Consider the following 19,608-nt stretch of genomic DNA (forward strand, 5'->3'; position numbering starts at 1 on the left):
GGCGAATGTCGCATCACCTCAGGCGCCGGTCTCGTAGGCCGCCTTGAGGCGATAGAACTCGGCCACGATATCGTCCATGGCGGCGGGGTCGTATTCACACAGGCCGCTGACCACCAGCTTCTTGGAGCCGGTACCGATCTGCTCACCGTCGGCGGCGATGCGGAATTCCAGCAGGGCATCGCCGCGCTTGCCGGTGACCTCGAGCGACGAGCGGGCCAGCTCCAGTCCGGGCGCCAGGGCATCCAGCCGCTCCAGCGAGAAGCCCATGCTGTCGTAGATCACCAGCGGACGACGCGGATTGAACATCACCCCCTTCTCCTCCATGAGCGGCTTGAGATAGTGGGGGAAGTTCTTGCCCGAGAAGGCCACGTAGCAGCGGGTGAAGGCCTCGACCACCGTCTCGTCACGGGTCGTCGCGCCGCTGCGCTCCACCTCGAGGTACGACTTGCCGCCCTCGTCGCAGACGCGGATCCGGCCGTCGTCGAGCTCCTGGAAGCACAGCGGCGTGCCGTCGCCGACCATGTTCAGGAAGCGGAAGCTCATGTGCTGGGAGAGGCCGAAACGGGCCAGCACCAGGGCGAACAGCAGGTCGCCGGGCACGCAGAAGCGGCGGGCATCCGGGTTGTGGATGGGGTTGTAGTCGCCGGCGATTCGCTTGGCGAACCGACTGGCCTGCTCCGCGGAGATGCGTACCCGCTGCCCCGTGGGCGTATGGAATTCATCGAGAAACATGCTGCTGTGCCTGCCCTGCATCGTTGGCGATCCATCTTCTGCCGGCCACTGCCGGAGGGCAGATGATGCCATAAAACCCGCGGCAACGAAGCCTTACCGAAGATTACCATGACAGGGGGCAACCACGGGAGCGGAGCCTGCTGCCCCCCGGCAGGCACCCCCTGACACTCCCGACAAGCTGAGCAGAGTATGCAAGAACGGCATGGGAAAACGGGGCGATTAGCGACTTTCGTTCATATTGCATCGCATCATGGTGTGATAGAATCCGCGCGACTTTCTAACCCTTCCCTTCCTCTTTCCTCAGGACATTTCAGCCATGCTGACACCCTGCAAGTCACTCCAACGACCCCGGCGTCCCGCCTGGTGGTCGAGCACCCTCGTTCTCGCGGTCCTGGCCCTGCTGTTCAGCCCCTTCGCCCATGCGGTGACCGGCGAGCTGGACTTGACCAGCACCTCGGTCGGCTTCCTGGCCGTCGCCATCTTCGTCCTCGCCTACGCCCTGGTGATGGCCGAGGAGAAGATCCATATGCGCAAGTCCAAGCCGGTGCTGGTGGCGGCAGGCATCATCTGGGGCCTGATCGGCTGGGTCTATGTACAGAACGGCATGTCTGCCGATTCCGAGCATGCCTTCCGCGTGACCCTGCTCGAGTTCACCGAGCTGATGCTCTTCCTGCTGGTGGCGATGACCTACATCAACGCCATGGAGGAGCGCCGGGTCTTCGATGCGCTACGCTCATGGATGGTCCGCAAGGGCTTCAGCTACCGCACGCTGTTCTGGATCACCGGGGTGCTGGCCTTCGTGATCTCGCCGATCGCCGACAACCTGACCACGGCCCTGCTGATGTGTGCCGTGGTAACCAAGGTCGCCGAGGGCGACAAGCGCTTCATCAACCTGGCCTGCGTCAACATCGTGGTGGCGGCCAATGCCGGTGGTGCCTTCAGCCCCTTCGGTGACATCACTACCCTGATGGTCTGGCAGGCCGGCATTGTCCAATTCTACGAGTTCTTCGAACTGCTGGTCCCGTCGATGGTCAACTTCCTGATCCCGGCCGTGGTGATGAGCGCCTTCATCAAGAACCGCAAGCCGGACTCGGTCCAGGAGGACGTCTGGCTGAAGCGCGGCGCCCGCCGCATCATTGCGCTGTTCCTGCTCACCGTCGCCACCGCCGTGGCCGGCCACACCCTGCTGCACCTGCCGCCGGTGCTGGGCATGATGACGGGCCTTGGCTACCTGCAGTTCTTCGGTTACTTCCTGCGTCGCACCCTGCCGCGCTCCCTGGAGCGCAAGCGCACCCGCTACAGCCAGCGCGGCGACTGGAAGAAGCTCGAGAGCCTGGGCAGCGTGGTGCCCTTCGATGTGTTCAACCGTGTGGCCCGCGCCGAGTGGGATACCCTGCTGTTCTTCTACGGCGTGGTGATGTGCGTCGGCGGCCTCGGCTTCATGGGCTATCTGGGCCTGCTCTCCGAAGCCCTCTACACCGGCTGGAATGCCACGGGCGCCAACATTGCCCTGGGGGTGATCTCGGCGGTGGTCGACAACATCCCGGTGATGTTCGCCGTGCTCACCATGGAACCGGACATGTCCCATGGCCACTGGCTGCTGATCACGCTGACCGCCGGCGTCGGCGGCAGCCTGCTGTCGATCGGCTCGGCGGCCGGCGTCGCCCTGATGGGCCAGGCCCGCGGCAACTACACCTTCATGGGCCATCTCCGATGGGCCCCGGTGATTGCGCTCGGCTATGCCGCCAGCGTGGCCACCCACCTGTGGCTGAATGCCGACAGCTTCGCCATCTACGGCTGACCTCTCGCCCGGCGGCACCCCGCCGCCGGGACTCCTCTCGTACCGGGCGTTGAAGCAAAAAACCCTACATTGCCTTCCAGTGATGTAGCGTATCAGGTTATGGTGGCTCGAAAGGGCACGGCCGGGTCCGGGTAGCCCGCTGATCTGACCGCGATTTCCCCGACATACCGACAAGGGCTCGGGCAACGAGCCTGGAACGACTTGCAGGGAGCCAGCGTCATCGACTCATACACGCCTGGAGTGCGGGCCAAGACCGTACCGTGCATGAACCTGACGTTCATCAGACGACAACGGGAACTCTTCACGCGATGCAGCCCCTCGTCCTGAACCGCGCTACTGCAGTGGCGACCTCACGTGTCTCGACAGACGGCGAGCCGGGCCCATGGCAAGGCTGACGCAGCGCCTGCTGCTGGCCCTGCTGATGCTGGCGGGCGCCTCCTCGGCCACTGCGCAGGAGGCGCCCGTGCTGCTCGTTGCCCATACTGGTGTCGATACCCGGCAGCTGACTCGCGATACCACCCGGGCCATCTTCGCCATGCGCCAGCGTACCTGGCCCGACGGCCAGGCCGTGCGGGTCTTCGTGCTGGCCAATGACCATCCCGTGCACGCGCGCTTCGCCAAGGAACGGCTGGCGGTCTACCCCCACCAATTGCAGCTGGCCTGGGACCGCATGGTCTTCTCGGGCACTGGCCAGGCACCCAACCGCGTCACCACCCAGGCCGAGATGCGCGAGCGTCTTGCCAGCACCCCCGGTGCCCTGGGCTATCTGGAAAGGGAGTACCTGGATGATCGTGTCCAAGTCATTACGATGGACTGAGGCCTGTGCCGGCCTGCTGCTCGGCGGCCTGCTGCTGATCACCAGTGCGCAGGCCCGGGCCGAATCCCCTGTACTCGACACCCTGCAGATGCATGGCTTCCTTAGCCAGGCCCTGGTGATCACCGACCGTAACGACTTCTTCGGCCCCAGCAGCAGCGGCCTCGGTAGCCTCAAGTTCACCGAGATCGGCGCCAATGCCTCGATTCGCCCCCATCAGGATGTGCTGATCGCTGCCCAGGTGCTGAGTCGCCGCGCCGGTGGCGACGGCAGCGATGCCGAGCCCGTGCTGGATTACGGCATCATTGACTACCAGATGCTCTCCAATCAGCGTCGCACCCTTGGCATTCAGGTCGGCCGCTTCAAGAATCCCTTCGGCTTCTACAACCAGACCCGGGACGTGGCCTTCACCCGCCCCAGCATTCTGCTGCCTCAGTCCATCTACTTCGACAGGACGCGCTCTCTGGCCCTTTCAGCAGACGGAGCCCTCGTTTACGCCGAAGAGCGGCTCTCGAAAGGCACGGTGCGGGCATACGCCGGTGTTGGCGACACTCAGGCCGGTGACGACCTGCGGCGAACGCTTCGGCTGGATGCGGTTCGGGGTGACCTTAAATCCAAGACCTCGGCGATCGCCCAGGTTCGTTATGAACATGATGGCGGTCGTTTCGTGGCCGCGCTCACCACGGCGAGTGCCAATGCGCGCTTCGAATCCGGCACTCCCGGCCTCGGCAATGGCGATTTCTTCTTCGAGCCCTGGGTGTTTTCCCTGCAATACAATGAAGAGCTCTGGAGCCTCACCGGGGAGTTTGCCCTGCGGAAATCGGGCCTCGAAGGCTTCAACGATCCCAGGTTCAACTTCGATGTGACGGGGGAGAGCTGGTATGTCCAGTATACCCGCCGCTTCCATGACGACTGGCAATGGCTGGTGCGCTATGACAGCCTGACCAGCAACCGCGATGATCGCTCGGGCAAGGCCTTCGAAGCCAGCGGTGCCGGTCCCGCTCACTCCCAGTTTGCCGATGACATCACCCTGGGACTGCAATGGAACGTCAACCCCCGGGTGCTGTTGGCCGCCGAGTATCATTATGTCGACGGTACCGGCTGGCTGCCCATTCAGGACAACCCCGACCCGAGCGAGACTAGCCGCCGCTGGAACATGCTGCTGTTCCAGCTTTCGCTGCGCTTCTGACACGCCGGGCTCGCGGCATCCCCTCCACCGGCCCGGGACATGCTGGAATGAGTGTCACGAAAGTCCATGGAACACGACACCGCCTGAGCCTGACCTGGCGGGTCATTGCGCTCAGCAGCCTCTTGCTGCTGGGCCTGGTGGTGCTGTTCTCGTGGCTCGGCCATGCCAACCTGACGCGCCAGTTCCAGGAGGGCCGCGACGAGCACAATGAGCGCCATATGCGCGAGATCCGTCTCGCCCTGCAGCGCTCCGAGGATAGCCTGCGTCAGCTCGCGGCCCTGGTCGCCGCCGCACCGCACTTCGGCCCCGCACTGGAGCAACGCGACCAGAGCGACATCCTCGAGTCCCTCAGCCCCCAGTGGCCGACCCTGCAGCTCGAAGCGGGTATCGACGAGATACTCGTCTTCGACTCCCGAGGCGCACAACTGGCCGAGTGGGGGGAGGGCCAGGCACAGAGTGTACGTCCGATCCAGGCCTGGGTCCGCCGAGTCATGGACACCGAGATGCCGCTGACCGCCCTGCGCTGCTCCACCGATTGCCGGCAGTATGCCGCGGTACCGGTGCTGGTCGAGGGCCAGAGCGCCGGCATCGTGATCCTGTCACGTTCGCTGGCCGACGTGACTCGCCAGGCCCAGCAGGTCTCCGGCAGTGACGTCGCCCTGCTGGTCACCGGCGCCATGCCGGACGACAGGGGGGACACCGAGCGCCACCTGAAGGCCTGGAACGGCCACCTGGTGGCCCTGACCCGTCAGGAGGAGAGTCTCTCGCTGTTGAGAAGCGCCTCGCAACAGGCGTCGATGCGCGAGCTCTTGCAGGTACCGCTGCAGTTTCGCCATCGCGGACGCGACATCGAGCTCAGCGCGGTACGCATGGAGGAGGACAGCGACCGCCGCAGCACTGGCTACTTCCTGATGGCATCGGACATCACCCCCCAGATCCGCGCCATCGGCCAGGATACCCGCACCCTGATGCTCGTCGGCCTGGGCGGCTGGCTGGCCGCCGAGCTGCTGCTGCTGGCCATCCTGCTGAGCCCCATGGCACGCCTGCGGCGCCTCGCCGGAGTCCTGCCGGTGCTCGCCCATGGCGGCTTCGCCGAGGCACGTGCCGCCATTCCCCGCCCCAGGCGCCGGCTCAGCGACGAGATCGACGTACTGGAAGGCACCACCCTCGAGCTCTCGAGCCAGCTGGAGACCCTGGAGCAGGAGGTCAGTGCCCGTGGCGAACAGCTGGCCGAGCGGGTCGAGGAACTGGCCCGCGAGCGGGACTTCGTCGGCAGCCTGCTGGATACCGCTCGCGTCTTCATCGTCACCCAGGACGAGCATGGGCGGATCAGCCTGGTCAACGACTACGCCCTGTCCGTGATGGCGGTGCGGGAAGAGAAGCTGCTGGGACGACACTTCGATGACGTCTTCTCGGCCCCGACCGTCGGCACCACGGGGCTCGCCGTGCCGCATCAGGAGGAACGCACCCTGCTGATGACGGAAGGCCGGCACCGTACCATCGCCTGGTACCATGCCCCCTTGCCCACCGGCAACGACGGTACCACGGCACGCATCTCCGTGGGGCTCGACATCACCGAGCGCAAGGCAGCGGAAGCACGACTGACCTGGCTGGCCGAGCGCGATGTGCTGACCGGGCTCTACAACCGCCGTTATTTCCAGGAAGCCCTCGGTAGCGCCCTGAAGCAGGGTCAGGTTGGCGCCGTGCTGCTGATGGATCTCGACCAATTCAAGGACGTCAACGAACTGAGCGGCCACCAGGCGGGGGACCGGCTGCTACGCAAGGTCGCCGATACGCTCTTCCAGGAGCTGGGCCATCGCGGCGTGATCGCCCGGCTGGGGGGTGACGAGTTCGCGCTGCTGCTGGAAGGGGCCGATGCCGAGCAGGGGGTGCGTGTCGCCCAGCAGATCAACCACCTGCTCGAGTCCATCCGCTTCAATGCCGGGGGAAGACGTCACCGGGTCATCGCCAGCACCGGCATCGCCCTGTTCCCGGCGCTGGGCGACAACTCCACCGACCTGATGGCCAATGCCGATGTGGCCATGTACAAGGCCAAGGTGGATGGCATCCAGCGCTGGCACCTGCTCTCTCCCCTCGAGAATGCCAAGGATGAACTGCAGGAGCGGGTCTATTGGGTCGAGCGCGTACGCAAGGCCCTCAAGAACGACGACTTCGCACTGATGGTGCAGCCCATCATGCGCCTCGAGGACCGGGATGTTCGTCACTACGAGGTGCTGTTGCGGATGCGTGACCCCGGCGGCAACCTGGTCTCGCCCGGTCGTTTCATCCCGCTGGCGGAACGCAGCGGCCAGATCGTCCAGATCGACCGCTGGGTACTTCACCACAGCCTGCAGGCCCTGAGACAGCTGCAGGAGAGGGGCATCAGCCTGGCAGTCAACCTCTCGGGGCAGTCCCTCCATGACGACGGCCTGAAGCAATTCCTCGCCGACGAACTCACCACCAGTGGCGCCGACCCGAACTACCTGATCCTGGAAATCACCGAGACCGCCGCCGTGACCGACTTTTCCACCGCGCGCGGGGTGCTGCAGGCCATGCGCGACCTGGGCTGCCGCACGGCCCTGGATGATTTCGGCGTCGGCTTCAGCAGCTTCCATTATCTGGGGCAGCTACCGGTGGACTACATCAAGATCGACGGAAGCTTCATCCGCAGCCTGCCGGTGAGTGCCGACAGTCGAGTCATCGTGAAGGCGATTGCCGATATCGCCAGCGGCTTCGGCAAGCAGGCCATCGCAGAATTCGTCGATCAGGAAGCCCTGATACCGATTCTTCAGTCGTATGGCATCTCCTATGGACAGGGCTTCCATCTCGGCAGGCCTATTGCTATCGAAGAGGCTTTCGGTATGCTTACAAAAAAAAGCTAATATAATACTTACAAGAATACTCGTTTCTGACACCTCCACTGTGCAAGGGAATCATCACATGGCCCCCACCCCCTCACCCCCCAGGAAAGGTCGGTCGATCACAGAGCTATACGATTGTTTCAGAAACGAGTTCAGCTTCAAGCTACCTTGTAACGAACAGGAAAAGCGCCGTGCCTTCCACTTGCGCCATGATGTCTACTGCGCGGAGTTGCACTACGAGCCCCCCACGGATGCCGAGCGTCAGCTTGAATATGACGTCTTCGACGATCATGCCATTCATTGTGTCGTCGAACACAACCAGACGGGCTTGACGGTAGGCTGCATGCGTGTCGTCCTGCCACGGTTCGGCTGCGACCTTTCGGGCCAAAAGCTTCCGCTTCTCACCTACGGCGGCCAGAGCCTGACACATCCCTCACTGCATCCCGACTCCTTTCCCAGGGAGAACATCTGCGAAGTTTCCAGACTCGCGGTACATCCCTCATTCAGAAAGGCCAGAAGCAATATCGCGGGCGTCAAGGAAAAGGACATTCACGACCTGGAGGCCAAGCATCGGTCTCTACCGGTAGGGCTAAGCCTGTTCTTTGCCGCGACGGCCATCGTGGGCATGGCGAAAAGGCAGCATGTGTTCGCCATGATGGAGCCACGCTTTGCGAGGCTCCTCAAGATATCAGGGTTGAGCTTCCAGCAGGTCGGCGACCTGATCGACTACCATGGCCCGAGGGCGGCCTTCTACATCGACCAGCGGCAGGCCGAAACGGAGATGCATGAAGAGTTGAAGCCACTTTATCGACACATAAAGCAGCAGCTTTCTCCTCAACTCGCGGCCGCCATGCCTCACCGGCGGCGATGCGCGGCGACAACCTTATGACTTGCTCATGGAGAGATCCGCTCACGGACAGGTGCGGCCCCGCATAGAGCGTTTCCGGCCAGCGCAACACCATGATGGCCAGCACATTACGGTGTTCGCCCCGCGCCAGGTCGGTGCTCCCCGAGGGTGAAGGAATCATGCCCGCCGCGGGGTCCATGGCCGCCACCAGGGCATCGCTGACCCGGTTCACCACGGGATGCTCCTCCCGTCCGGCCAGCAGAAAACTCAGGGCGACCTCGGCCTGGATATCCTCGGTGGCCCGAGCCAGTATGCCCTCGATATCCCGCTCGAACGCTTCCAGTACCCAGGCAAACTCCTCGGCATCCACGCGCTGCTGGTAGTAACGGCTCGCGGCGATCACGAAGTGGGTCATGCCGTAGAGCTTGTTGCGGTACTCCTCCTCGCTCAGCTGCCTGGTACTACCGGCCGGGTACTGGCGCCGGAAGGCCTCGACCACCTCGCGGCGCAGATCGGCGATACCCAACTGATGCAGGAACATCACCTGGTTGGCCACCTGCGCCGCATAGATGCGCATGACCTCCGGATCGACGAAAAAGGGCCGCCAGTCGACCCCGGCGAGATATTCCCGCGCCCGCTCCAGGTTCTCGATTTCCGGCAAAAGGCCATGGTACTCGGCCTGAACCAGGCGAAAGAGCAGTTGCTTGGCGAAGGCGATCTCCCCCCAGTCGGCCAGCATTTTCCGCCTGGCCCGCTGCTTGGCGGTGCGCTGGGAATACGCCTCGACGATCTCGCGGCTGCGCTCGGCGGCATGATCGGGATCGGCCAGTCCGGCGATCTCCTCGTCGAGCTGCTGCAGCAGGCGCTGGCCATACTCACGGTTGAGTTCGAGGTAACGGTCATCGCCGGTGATGCGATAGAGCCGCTGGGCATAGTGGCGCTGCTTGTTCGGCGGCAACTCGGGCAGCGCCGCCTCGTAGACGGCCTGGATGGCGAGCCCCGCCTGACGGTGGCGCTCGCGTTCGAGCTCCGGCGCGAGGGCGGCACAGCCGGCAAGCAGTACCAGCAGGCCGAGCCATGCCCAGTGGAGGAACGGAAAGCCACGACGTGGTGTCTGGATGCTCATGGTTCTGACCTCGATTTGCGTTTCGACTGCCCCGGGCGAATCAGCCTGACCCTCACCTTGGGCCTGGCGGTGGAAGGGGCCGTCCCCTCCACCTGACTGCCCGCGGCCGTGCCGTTCCCGGCTGCTCGCGGGATGACGATCCAGGCGAAGACCGGCAGCGCCAGCCGCCAGTGGATGGCCGCCAGGCGCAGGCAGAGCGTGACCCCGAGGGCCAGGGTGATGGTCACCGCGACGGGGCTTCCCAACGCCTCCAGCATCACATAGGTCACGCCGCCGGCGATGGAGGCCGTGGCATAGACCTCCCGGCGCAACACCATGGGCACTCGGCGTGCCAGCACGTCGCGCACCATGCCGCCGGCCACTCCGGTCAACAGCCCCATCAGCACCGCCACCACACCGGGGGCCTCGAGCAGCAATGCCTCGTGGGTGCCGATCACGGTGAACAGGGCCAGGCCGAAGGCATCGGCCACCGGCAGGAAGACCCGCGACAGGCGGTGGATATAGTGAAATCCCAGGATCGACAGCCCCACTGTGCCCAGGATCACCCACAGATAGGCCGGGTCAGCGACCCAGAACACCGGCCGGACCCCCAGCACCAGGTCACGCAGGGTACCGCCGCCAATGCCGGTCACCGCCGCCAGCACCAGCATGCCGAAGGGATCCATGCGCGAGCGGCAGGCGAGAATCACCCCCGACAGCGCGAAGACGATCACCCCCGCCATGTCCAGCCAGTAGACTATCCCTGTCACATCACGTCCTCCCTTACGACATGGGCGGCAGCATAGCGCATTACCGGCGACTTGCCTTTGACCTTCGTCGTAACCCGCTCCCGGGTCGGTGCCGCTCGGGCATACTGGGGTGCCCCGTTCCACCCAGGACCCGACCCCGAACCCGATGCCGCTAATCCAGGAAAAACTCGCACCGCCGCCCCTGCCACCGTCGCTGGTGGCACGCCCGCGCCTCAATGATCGTTTCGTGCTCGACGAGCGCATCCGCGTGCTGGTGGTGCAGGCACCGCCCGGTTACGGCAAGAGCACGCTCGTGGCCGAACGCCTGCCGGCCCTGGAGCAGCGGGCCGTCTGGCTGCGACTGGACGAGCGCGACGACGATCCGGCACGCTTTGCCGGCTACTTCCATGCCGCCCTGGCGGCGCTCTGCCGCGACGCATCGGCCAGCGAGCCACTGGCACGCGCCCCGGTGCCGCACGACGGCCAGGGCTTCGACGCCGCCGTGGAGGCCTGGCTCACCGCGCTGCCCGAGGTCGCCGAGCCCTGCCGGCTGGTGATCGACGAGTTCGAGCACCTCTCGCACCCCGACATCCTCGCGGGGCTCAGTCACTGGCTGCGCCACCAGCCGGCCTGGCTGACGCTGACGCTGATCTCGCGCACTCGCCCGGCATTGGGCCTCCCGGCGCTGCGCCTGCGTGGCGAGCTCGAGGAGATCGGCCTGCTCGACCTGGCCTTCGACCTGGAGGAGGCCCAGACCCTGTGCGCCGAGCAGCTCAGCTTCCCGCCCACCCGGGTCAGTCTCGAGCGCGCCCTGCGTCGCACCGAGGGCTGGGTCATGGCGCTGGCCTGGCTGATCGAACGTACCACGACCCGGGCCGGCTTCGACAGTCTGGTCGACCGCCTCGGCGGCGCCCACCCCGACTTCGTCGCCTGGTTCGACGACCTGCTGCAACAGTCGCTCGACGAACCGGATCGCCGGCTGCTGCTCCAGCTCGGCGTGCTAGAGCGCTTCTCGCCGGCCCTGGTGGCCCGCCTGGTCGAGGGCGACCGGGTCTTCCAGCGCCTCGAGGCGCTGGAGCGGCGCGGCCTCTTCCTTCAGCGGCTCGATCCCCATGACCAGTGGTTCCGCTTCCATTGGCTGTTCGCCGGCTACCTGCGCCATCGCCGCGACGAGCTGAGCCCGGAAACCCAGCGCCAGCTGCACCGGCGTGCCAGCCAGGCCTGGCTGGCGCTGCACGACCCGGCCATGGCCCTGGGTCAGGCCATCGAGGCGGACGACCCCGAGGCGCTGACCGCCCTGCTCGAGGAACACGGCCCCCACCTGCTGGCCAATGGCCACTTCTCGCTGATGGCCCGGGCACTGGCGAGCCTGGGCGACACACGCCTTGCCGCCTCGCCACACTTGACGCTGCTGCACGGCTGGGTCACCCACGCCCAGTACCAGTTCTCGCGCACGCGGCAGGCCATCGACTGGATAGAGGCCCAACTCGAGACGCCGGCGTGGCAGGAGCTCGCCGCCGAGTTCGCCACCCTGCGTGCCCAGTTGGCCATCAACCAGGGCGACGCCGAACGGGCCGCCCCCCTGGCCGAGCGTGCGCTGACCCGGCCCGCCCGCTATCTCGCGGCCACGCCGGTCTCGGCGGCGGCGATCCTGGCCGAGTCGCGCTTCGTGCAGGGGCATCTCGCCGAGTCCCTCGAGCGCATCGCCGAGGTGGAACGCGAGGCGGGGCGCATCGGCGACGATCAGCTACGGCTCTGGTCGCTCTGCCACCAGTCGGAGACCCTGGTCGCCCAGGGGCGACTGCAGGCCGCCTTCGACGTCCAGGAACGGGCCATCGCCCACGTCGAACAGAGCGGACTGTATCGCCTGCCGGTCTCGGAGTTCCTCTACCGTATCCGTAGCCAGCTGCTGTGGGAGTGGCACCGGCTGGACGAATCCGAGCAGGCGGCGCTGAAGGGTATCGCCGTGCTCGACAACCAGGGCGAGCGCTGGAGCCTGCAGTGTCACATCAGCCTGGCCAAGGTGGCCCAGGCCCGTGGCGACCAGGCCCAGTGCGCCGACCATATCCGCCGCCTGCGCAAGATCCTCGCCGAGGGCGACTATCACATCGACTGGCTGGCCAATGCCCACGCCACCCTGCTGGCCTGGTGGCAGTCCACCGAGGACCTCGATGCCGTGGCCCGTTGGTGGCAGGAGGCCCCGCCGGGCGACCCGGCAACGGCCAGCAACCACTTCGCCCAGTGCAACCTGCGCAACCATGCCCGCGCCCTGACCCTGCTCGGCCGGCATGACGAGGCCCATGCCCTGCTGACGGCCCTGGAAGCGCGGACCGAACGCCTCGGCCTGGTCACCGACGCCAATCGCAACCGGCTCTGCCTGGCCGCCCTGGAGTGGCAGCGCGGCCGGCACGAGGCGGCGCTGGAGCATCTCGCCCAGGCCCTGGAGCTCGCCTCCCGCACGGCCCTGGTCGGCAGTTTCCTGCGCCTCGGCCGCCCCCTAGGCGAGATGCTGCAGGCCCTGCTGGCGACCGACCGGCTCGACGACCTGGCCACTGCCCGGGCGCGGCGGCTCGTCGAGCTGGCCGGCCGCCAGCGCGACTTCGGCCGCGGCATCAGGCTGATGCTCGACGAATCGGTGATCGCCGACATCGTCTCGCGCCCCGACGTCCCCGAGCTGATCCGCACCTCGCCGCTGACCCGCCGCGAGTGGCAGATCCTTGGCCTGATCCATGCCGGGCTCTCCAACGAGCAGATCGCCGAGCAGCTCGCGGTGGCCCCGACCACCATCAAGACCCATATCAGGAGCCTCTACCAGAAGCAGAACATCCGCCGCCGCGAGGAAGCCATTGCCCTGGCCGGCGACCTGCTCGCCCGGATTCGGGGGGAGTAGGCTCCTCCCCCCCTCTACGCCGTCCCTCCTCCCTTCGGGAGGATGTCCCTGGCCGACACTGCCGCCACCATAAGCCTGACGTTTTTTCCTACGGCTCACGCCCGCGCGGGGCCCACGACAAGGACAAGGTGCATGACCACAGAGACTTCCCCCTATTTCGGCAAGCACGGCGCCGACTGGTGGCGCGGCGCGGTGATCTACCAGATCTACCCGCGCAGCTTCATGGATGCCAACGATGATGGCATCGGCGACCTGCAGGGCGTGATCGACAAGCTCGACTACATCGCCTCGCTCAATGTCGACGCCATCTGGCTGTCGCCCTTCTTCACCTCGCCGATGAAGGACTTCGGCTACGACGTCAGCGACTACCGGGGCGTCGATCCGATGTTCGGCACCCTGGAGGACTTCGACCGCCTGGTGGAGGCCGCCCACGCCCGCGGCCTCAAGGTGACCATCGACCAGGTGCTCTCCCACACCTCCGACCAGCACCCCTGGTTCGAGGAGAGCCGGGCAAGCCGCGACAATCCCCGGGCCGACTGGTACGTGTGGGCCGACGCGCGCCCCGACGGCTCGCCGCCGACCAACTGGCAGTCGGTGTTCGGCGGGCCCGCCTGGCAGTGGGACACCCGCCGCTGCCAGTACTACCTGCACAACTTCCTGGTCGAGCAGCCGGACCTCAACTTCCGCCACCCCGACGTCGTCGAGGCGATCCTCGGCGAGGTGCGCTTCTGGCTGGAGCGCGGCGTCGACGGTTTCCGCCTGGATGCCGTCAACTTTTGCACCCATGGTGCGCTCGAGGACAACCCGCCCTCGACGCTGATCGAGGAAGGCGCCATCGGCGTGCGCCCGGACAACCCCTACGGTTTCCAGCGGCACATCCACGACAAGACCCAGCCCGAGAACCTGGTGTTCCTGGAACGGCTGCGTGCCCTGCTCGACGAGTATCCCGGCACCACCAGCGTCGGCGAGGTGGGCGACGACGACTCCCTGGGCGTGATGGCCGAATACACCCAGGGCGGCAATCGCCTGCACATGTGCTACTCCTTCAACCTGCTGACCGAGACCGCCGACCCGCACTACCTGCACGAGACCCTCTCCGAGATGGAGGCGCGCATCGGCGACGGCTGGCCCTGCTGGGCGCTGGGCAACCACGACGTGACGCGCCTGGCCACCCGCTGGCAGGCCGAGGGCGACCAGGCCGCCCTGCGTCTCTACCTGGCCTTCCTGCTCACCCAGCGCGGCAGCGTCTGCCTCTACCAGGGCGAGGAGCTGGGGCTGACCGAGGCCGAACTGACCTTCGAGCAGTTGGTCGACCCCGCCGGGATCACCTTCTGGCCGTCCTACAAGGGCCGCGATGGCTGTCGCACGCCCATGCCGTGGCAGGCCGATGCCCGCCATGGCGGCTTCTCCGGCGCGGCGCCCTGGCTGCCGGTGCCCGATGAGCACCTGGACCTGGCGGTGGACCGCCAGGACGCCGATCCCGAGTCGCTGCTCAACGCCACCCGCGCCTTCCTGGCCTTCCGGCGCGAGCAGCCGGCGCTGGTCAAGGGGGCGGTCCGCTACCAGCCGGTACGCGACGAGGTGCTATGCCTGGAGCGCACCCATGGCGACCAGCGCCTGCTGGTGGCGCTCAACTTCTCGGGCGAGGCCCGCACGCTCCCGGCCCCGGCATCCGCCGCGGCACTGGAGGCGGCGCCGGCCCTGGTCAACGGCCGCTGGGCCGATGGCCAGTTGACGCTGCCACCCTACGGCATCGCCATCGCGCGCTGCCCCGCCGAGGAGGAACTGTCATGGGACGCCTGACACTCGAAGACATCGGCAAGGACTACGACGGGGTCGAGATCTCGCGGGACATCGACCTGGCCATCGAGGATGGCGAATTCGTCGTCTTCGTCGGCCCCTCGGGCTGCGGCAAGTCGACCCTGCTGCGCATGATCGCCGGGCTCGAGGACATCACCCGCGGCGAGATGTGCCTGAACGGCGAGCGCATCAACGAGATCCCGCCCCAGGAGCGGGACATCGGCATGGTGTTCCAGTCCTACGCCCTCTATCCGCACATGAGCGTGGCCGAGAACATGGCCTTCGGCCTGAAGCTCGCCCGTACCGACAAGGCCGAGATCCGCCGCCGCGTGGACCATGCCGCCGAGATGCTGCACCTCACCGAACTGCTCGAGCGCCGACCCAAGGACCTCTCCGGCGGCCAGCGCCAGCGGGTGGCCATCGGCCGCACCCTGGTCAAGGAACCGGCGGTGTTCCTGTTCGACGAGCCGCTCTCGAACCTCGACGCCGCCCTGCGCGTCGACATGCGGGTGCAGATCGCCGAGCTGCACCGGCGCCTGCGCGCCACCATGATCTACGTGACCCACGACCAGGTCGAGGCCATGACGCTCGCCGATCGCATCGTGCTGCTCGCGCGCGGGCGCATCGCCCAGGTCGGCCCCCCGCTGTCGCTCTACCACTTCCCCAGGACCCTCGAGGTCGCCGAGTTCATCGGCTCGCCGCGCATCAACACCCTGCCGGTCACGGTGGTCGACCCGGGCCGCCAGCGCACCGCCGTGCGCCTGCCGAGCGGCGACACCCTGGCCGTGGCGGTGGACGGGGCACGCCTCAGGGCCGGCGACAGCGCCACGCTCGGCGTGCGCGCCGAGGACTTCGTCGCCCCCGACCAGGCCGAGGTGCGCCTGCGGGCCCGGCTGATGGTCGCCGAGAAGCTCGGCTACGAGACCCTCGCCCACCTGCGCCTCGACGGCGTCGCGGCGACCATCACCCAGCGCCTCGACGGCCTGACCCACCTCGAGGATGACCAGGCCATCGCACTGGGGCTCGCCGGTGAGCGCTGCCACCTGTTCGGCCCCGATGGCGACGCCTGCCCGCGCCAGGTGCCAATTCCCGGCGTGACCCACTGAGCCACGCCGCCACGACTCCCCACCTCCCCCACGACAACGCCCCGGGCTCATGGAGCCCGGGGCGCTTCGTCGTGAGAGAGTGAGCCGGTGCAACGTCGAGCGGGGCGTCAAGGCTCCACCATCGTCGCCTCATCGAGGCGCAGTATGGTATGCGCATTGGTCGCACTGGTGGCCAGGGTATCCACTACCCCGGTGCGCAGTGCGCCGAGAATGCCCGCCGCCTTGGTGTTCTCGCTGGCGATGGCGATGACATCGGGTATGCGCGCCAGATCGGTGAGGCCGAGCCCGATCACGCGCCCCTGCATGGGCGTGGCCGAAGGCCGGCCATGGATATCGATGAAGTGGCAACCCATGATGTCGCCCACCGTGCCGGAGAGGCGCGCCTCGGCGATCTCCTGGGGAGAGAACCAGCCCATGCGTACCATGTTGCTGTCCTCGCTGAGGTCGCCGACGCCGACCAGCGCGAAGTCGGCGCGACGAGCGCGGTCCAGGGTCTGCCTGACCGTGTGGTTCTCGTAGAGTTCGTCGCGCAGTGCCGTGCTCTGCACCAGGGCGGGGGCGTAGAGCGTCTCGCTATCGCCGCCGAACCTCACCGCCAGGCGGCGGCAGATATGGTCGGGATTCATGTACTCGCCGGCCCGCTGGGACCCGCCGATGGCGCAGACGAAGGAGCACTGCCGTTCGCCCTGCGTGAACACATTGTCGGCGACCGCGCCGACATTACGCCCCATGCCCACGGTGACGATGCTGCCCTCCACCAGGCTGCGCGACAGATGATCCGCCACCAGGCTGGCCACCGCCGAACGCTGGGCGTCGGCGTCGCCTTGATCCAGCGCGATCAGTGCGCGCTTGATGCCGAAGCGACGCTTCAACTCCCGTTCGATCTCGGCACTGACGGCGGGGTGCTGGCGCACCCGCACATCGACGATCCCCTCCGCCTGGGCCCGCTTGAGCAGGCGCCCGACCCGCACGCGCGAGATCCCCAGCCGCTTGGCGATGACCTCCTGGGTCTCACCCTCCACATAGTAGAGGGTGGCGATTTCGGTCATCAGATCGATATCGGCATTCTCGACACGCTCATTCATGACATGGGTCCCACAAGCCTCGGGTTCTCGACAAGCGGGACACGATAGCACACCCCCCAGGCGTCGTGATCAGAGTCGCGAATGGGGCAGCCCACGCTCGTATTCCTGAATACGCGCCAGCTTGGCGGCCGAGGCGCCGCCCGGGAAGTCGTTGTCCAGGAAGGTCGTGACGATGCTCTTGGCGAGCTCCGGCCCCACCACCCGCGCACCGAGGGTGACGATCTGGGCATCGTTGCTGGTCCTGGCCTTGCCCGCGGAATAGGTGTCGTGGGCCTGGGCCGCCCGAATCCCCGGCACCTTGTTCGCCGCAATCGCCACCCCGATGCCGGTGCCACAGACCAGGATGCCGCGATCGAAGCGCCCCTCGGCAATCGCCTGCGCCACCGCGACCGCCACATCGGGGTACAGGATCGGTTCGGCATCGTAGGTACCGAAATCATCGACCTCGTGACCCAGGGAGCGCAGGTGCTCGATCAGCACTTCCTTGAGCTGAAAGGCGGCCTCATCCCCACCGATGGCCACACGGAGGGTCTTATCGTTGCTGGACATGTCTGAACACCTCTATGAACAGGAAGACGGGAAGTGAGCGGTGAGGAAGCCCATCGCTCTGCTCTCACTTCTCAACATATCACCAAATGAACATTTGTAAAGCTTGCGTTCAGATGAGACACCTCCACCCCTCCGCTGCCCAACCGCCGCCCCGGGTGGACACAAAGATAAAATCAACTAATATCAGATATATACATGCATGCACGGCAACCACCACCAGGGCCGCCCAACATCCCCACCCCTTCCCCTCTCCAGCACTCCTTGACTTTTATGGCGGAAGGATCAAACATATGATCATCAACAGTTCATAAGAACATCGTCGCTACGCCACAACAGGAGCCCATGCCATGACAACTCGACTCGACGCTCTCAAACAGCACTCCCTGGTGGTCGCCGACACCGGCGACCTGAGCGCCATCCAGCGCTACCGGCCCCAGGACGCCACCACCAATCCCTCGCTGATCCTCAAGGCCTTCGAGCTGCCCGATTACCAGTCGCTGATCGACATGGAACTGGCCTCGATCATGGCCGAGACCGGTGATCGCCAGGTCCAGGCGGAGCAGGCCGTCGATGCCCTCGCCGTGGCCATGGGCAGCGAGATCGCCAAGGTGGTGCCCGGCCGCGTCTCCACCGAGGTGGCCGCCAAGCTGTCCTTCGACACCCAGGCCAGCATCCGCAAGGCCCACGAGCTGATCGCGCTGTACGAGAAGCGCGGTGTCGGTCGCGATCGGGTGCTGATCAAGCTGGCCTCGACCTGGGAAGGCATCCGCGCCGCCGAGGTGCTGGAACGCGAAGGCATCAACTGCAACCTGACCCTGCTGTTCAGCGACGCCCAGGCCCAGGCCTGCTTCGATGCCGGGGTGTTCCTGGTCTCGCCCTTCGTCGGTCGGGTCACCGACTGGTACAAGCAGGCGACCGGGCGCGACTACACCCCGGACGAGGACCCGGGCGTGCAGTTCGTGCACGGCGTCTGCGCCCGCGCGAGCCGGGGCGGCTACGACACCGTGGTGATGGGCGCGAGCTTCCGCACCACCGGCCAGGTGCTGGCGCTGGCCGGTTGCCCGCGGCTGACCATCTCGCCGGCGCTGCTCGAGGAGCTCGCCGCCAGCGACGGCGAGGTGGAGCGCCGGGTGACCCCGGAATCCGCCAGCGGGTCACGGCCGGCACCGCTCACCGAGCCCGCGTTCCGCTGGGGCCACAACCAGGACGCCATGGCCAACGACAAGCTGGCCGAGGGCATCCGCCGCTTCGCCGAGGACCAGGCCCGCCTCGAGGCTCTGATCGCCGACCGTCTCGCCGCCCACTGACCGCAGGAGTATCGCAATGCCGTCCCGTTTCGAACTGGCCAATGCCATTCGCGCCCTCTCCATGGACGCCGTCCAGAAGGCCAACTCCGGCCACCCGGGCGCCCCCATGGGCATGGCCGACATCGCCGAGGTGCTGTGGAACGACCACCTCAAGCACAACCCGGCCGACCCGACCTGGCCCGACCGCGACCGCTTCGTGCTCTCCAACGGCCACGGCTCCATGCTGCTCTACTCGCTGCTCCACCTCACCGGCTACGACCTCGACCTCGACCTCGAGCAGCTGCAGAACTTCCGCCAGCTGCATTCCAAGACCCCCGGCCACCCCGAGTTCGGCTATGCCCCGGGCATCGAGACCACCACCGGCCCGCTCGGCCAGGGCCTGGCCAACGCCGTGGGCATGGCGCTCGCCGAGAAGACCCTCGCCGCCCAGTTCAACCGCCCCGGCCACGCCATCGTCGACCACCACACCTGGTGCTTCGTCGGCGACGGCTGCCTGATGGAGGGCATCTCCCACGAGGTGGCGTCGCTGGCCGGCACCCAGGGCCTGGGCAAGCTGGTGGTCTTCTACGACGACAACGGCATCTCCATCGACGGCGAGGTCGAGGGCTGGTTCACCGACGACACCGCCCAGCGCTTCGCGGCCTACGGCTGGCACGTGGTGCCCCGGGTCGACGGCCACAAGCCGGAAGAGATCCAGGCGGCCATCGAACTGGCCAAGCAGCACGACGACAAGCCCAGCCTGATCATCTGCCAGACCGTCATCGGCTTCGGCG

14 protein-coding genes and 1 pseudogene are annotated in these 19,608 nt (G+C 66.6%); 10 read left to right on the top strand and 5 right to left on the bottom strand.

From position 1 onward, the window contains the following. Positions 1-18: 18 nt before the first annotated feature. A complete protein-coding gene (locus MKP05_RS03905) occupies positions 19-732 on the bottom strand; it encodes a DUF3581 domain-containing protein (protein WP_240567114.1) in 714 nt (237 codons plus the stop codon). Positions 733-1,048: 316 nt separating this feature from the next. Between MKP05_RS03905 and nhaD the strand changes: the two genes are divergently transcribed. The 5 genes and pseudogenes from nhaD to MKP05_RS21935 all read left to right on the top strand — a co-directional run. Further along, complete coding sequence (gene nhaD / locus MKP05_RS03910) at positions 1,049-2,533, top strand: sodium:proton antiporter NhaD (RefSeq protein WP_240567115.1); 1,485 nt, start codon at positions 1,049-1,051, stop codon at positions 2,531-2,533. A 382-nt stretch (positions 2,534-2,915) separates the two neighbouring features. Beyond that, on the top strand, positions 2,916-3,350 hold the full coding sequence (locus MKP05_RS03915) for a hypothetical protein (protein WP_240567116.1): 435 nt from the start codon (positions 2,916-2,918) through the stop codon (positions 3,348-3,350). Beyond that, positions 3,319-4,536: an OprO/OprP family phosphate-selective porin gene (locus MKP05_RS03920; RefSeq protein ID WP_240567117.1), complete on the top strand. Its 1,218-nt coding sequence runs from the start codon at positions 3,319-3,321 to the stop codon at positions 4,534-4,536. Before MKP05_RS03915 ends, MKP05_RS03920 begins: the two co-directional genes overlap by 32 nt. 47 nt (positions 4,537-4,583) lie before the next feature. Beyond that, complete coding sequence (locus MKP05_RS03925) at positions 4,584-7,418, top strand: bifunctional diguanylate cyclase/phosphodiesterase (protein ID WP_240567118.1); 2,835 nt, start codon at positions 4,584-4,586, stop codon at positions 7,416-7,418. Between the two features lie 58 nt (positions 7,419-7,476). Further along, positions 7,477-8,163 (top strand): annotated as a pseudogene (locus MKP05_RS21935) (PEP-CTERM/exosortase system-associated acyltransferase); the annotation flags it as partial. On the opposite strand, the gene MKP05_RS03935 reads toward MKP05_RS21935, so the two are convergent. After that, entirely contained in the window at positions 8,078-9,370 is a 1,293-nt protein-coding gene (locus MKP05_RS03935; RefSeq protein WP_240567120.1) for a DUF3541 domain-containing protein, read from the bottom strand. The pseudogene MKP05_RS21935 and the gene MKP05_RS03935 sit on opposite strands and share 86 nt — an antisense overlap. Further along, the gene (locus tag MKP05_RS03940) at positions 9,367-10,119 is read right to left on the bottom strand and encodes a trimeric intracellular cation channel family protein (protein ID WP_240567121.1); all 753 of its coding nucleotides are present in this window, start codon (positions 10,117-10,119) and stop codon (positions 9,367-9,369) included. The genes MKP05_RS03935 and MKP05_RS03940 overlap by 4 nt, the downstream gene beginning before the upstream one ends. 145 nt (positions 10,120-10,264) lie before the next feature. Here MKP05_RS03940 and malT point away from each other — a divergent pair, with 145 nt between their 5' ends. From malT to ugpC, 3 genes are all read left to right on the top strand, one after another. Continuing rightward, positions 10,265-12,988: an HTH-type transcriptional regulator MalT gene (gene malT / locus MKP05_RS03945; RefSeq protein WP_240567122.1), complete on the top strand. Its 2,724-nt coding sequence runs from the start codon at positions 10,265-10,267 to the stop codon at positions 12,986-12,988. Positions 12,989-13,120: 132 nt separating this feature from the next. Further along, entirely contained in the window at positions 13,121-14,791 is a 1,671-nt protein-coding gene (locus tag MKP05_RS03950) for an alpha-glucosidase (protein WP_240567123.1), read from the top strand. Continuing rightward, a complete protein-coding gene (gene ugpC / locus MKP05_RS03955; RefSeq protein WP_240567124.1) occupies positions 14,779-15,894 on the top strand; it encodes a sn-glycerol-3-phosphate ABC transporter ATP-binding protein UgpC in 1,116 nt (371 codons plus the stop codon). Before MKP05_RS03950 ends, ugpC begins: the two co-directional genes overlap by 13 nt. Before the next feature lie 107 nt (positions 15,895-16,001). On the opposite strand, the gene MKP05_RS03960 is transcribed toward ugpC, so the two are convergent. Next, on the bottom strand, positions 16,002-16,979 hold the full coding sequence (locus MKP05_RS03960) for a sugar-binding transcriptional regulator (RefSeq protein ID WP_110282554.1): 978 nt from the start codon (positions 16,977-16,979) through the stop codon (positions 16,002-16,004). Between the two features lie 69 nt (positions 16,980-17,048). Then, positions 17,049-17,528: a ribose 5-phosphate isomerase B gene (gene rpiB, locus MKP05_RS03965; RefSeq protein ID WP_240567125.1), complete on the bottom strand. Its 480-nt coding sequence runs from the start codon at positions 17,526-17,528 to the stop codon at positions 17,049-17,051. Positions 17,529-17,875: 347 nt separating this feature from the next. Here rpiB and tal point away from each other — a divergent pair, with 347 nt between their 5' ends. Continuing rightward, positions 17,876-18,835: a transaldolase gene (tal, locus tag MKP05_RS03970; RefSeq protein ID WP_240567126.1), complete on the top strand. Its 960-nt coding sequence runs from the start codon at positions 17,876-17,878 to the stop codon at positions 18,833-18,835. Positions 18,836-18,851: 16 nt separating this feature from the next. After that, the coding region (locus MKP05_RS03975) for a thiamine pyrophosphate-binding protein (RefSeq protein ID WP_240567127.1) at positions 18,852-19,608 on the top strand (757 nt) is incomplete at its 3' end.

Source organism: Halomonas flagellata, from assembly GCF_022487945.1.
GTDB lineage: Bacteria > Pseudomonadota > Gammaproteobacteria > Pseudomonadales > Halomonadaceae > Halomonas > Halomonas flagellata.

Bases quoted from the DNA above. Each gene is read 5' to 3' on its own strand.
- MKP05_RS03905 (WP_240567114.1), bottom strand. From the start codon at position 732: ATGTTTCTCGATGAATTCCATACGCCCACGGGGCAGCGGGTACGCATC.
- nhaD (WP_240567115.1), top strand. From the start codon at position 1,049: ATGCTGACACCCTGCAAGTCACTCCAACGACCCCGGCGTCCCGCCTGG.
- MKP05_RS03915 (WP_240567116.1), top strand. From the start codon at position 2,916: ATGGCAAGGCTGACGCAGCGCCTGCTGCTGGCCCTGCTGATGCTGGCG.
- MKP05_RS03920 (WP_240567117.1), top strand. From the start codon at position 3,319: ATGATCGTGTCCAAGTCATTACGATGGACTGAGGCCTGTGCCGGCCTG.
- MKP05_RS03925 (WP_240567118.1), top strand. From the start codon at position 4,584: ATGAGTGTCACGAAAGTCCATGGAACACGACACCGCCTGAGCCTGACC.
- MKP05_RS03935 (WP_240567120.1), bottom strand. From the start codon at position 9,370: ATGAGCATCCAGACACCACGTCGTGGCTTTCCGTTCCTCCACTGGGCA.
- malT (WP_240567122.1), top strand. From the start codon at position 10,265: ATGCCGCTAATCCAGGAAAAACTCGCACCGCCGCCCCTGCCACCGTCG.
- MKP05_RS03950 (WP_240567123.1), top strand. From the start codon at position 13,121: ATGACCACAGAGACTTCCCCCTATTTCGGCAAGCACGGCGCCGACTGG.
- ugpC (WP_240567124.1), top strand. From the start codon at position 14,779: ATGGGACGCCTGACACTCGAAGACATCGGCAAGGACTACGACGGGGTC.
- MKP05_RS03960 (WP_110282554.1), bottom strand. From the start codon at position 16,979: ATGAATGAGCGTGTCGAGAATGCCGATATCGATCTGATGACCGAAATC.
- rpiB (WP_240567125.1), bottom strand. From the start codon at position 17,528: ATGTCCAGCAACGATAAGACCCTCCGTGTGGCCATCGGTGGGGATGAG.
- tal (WP_240567126.1), top strand. From the start codon at position 17,876: ATGACAACTCGACTCGACGCTCTCAAACAGCACTCCCTGGTGGTCGCC.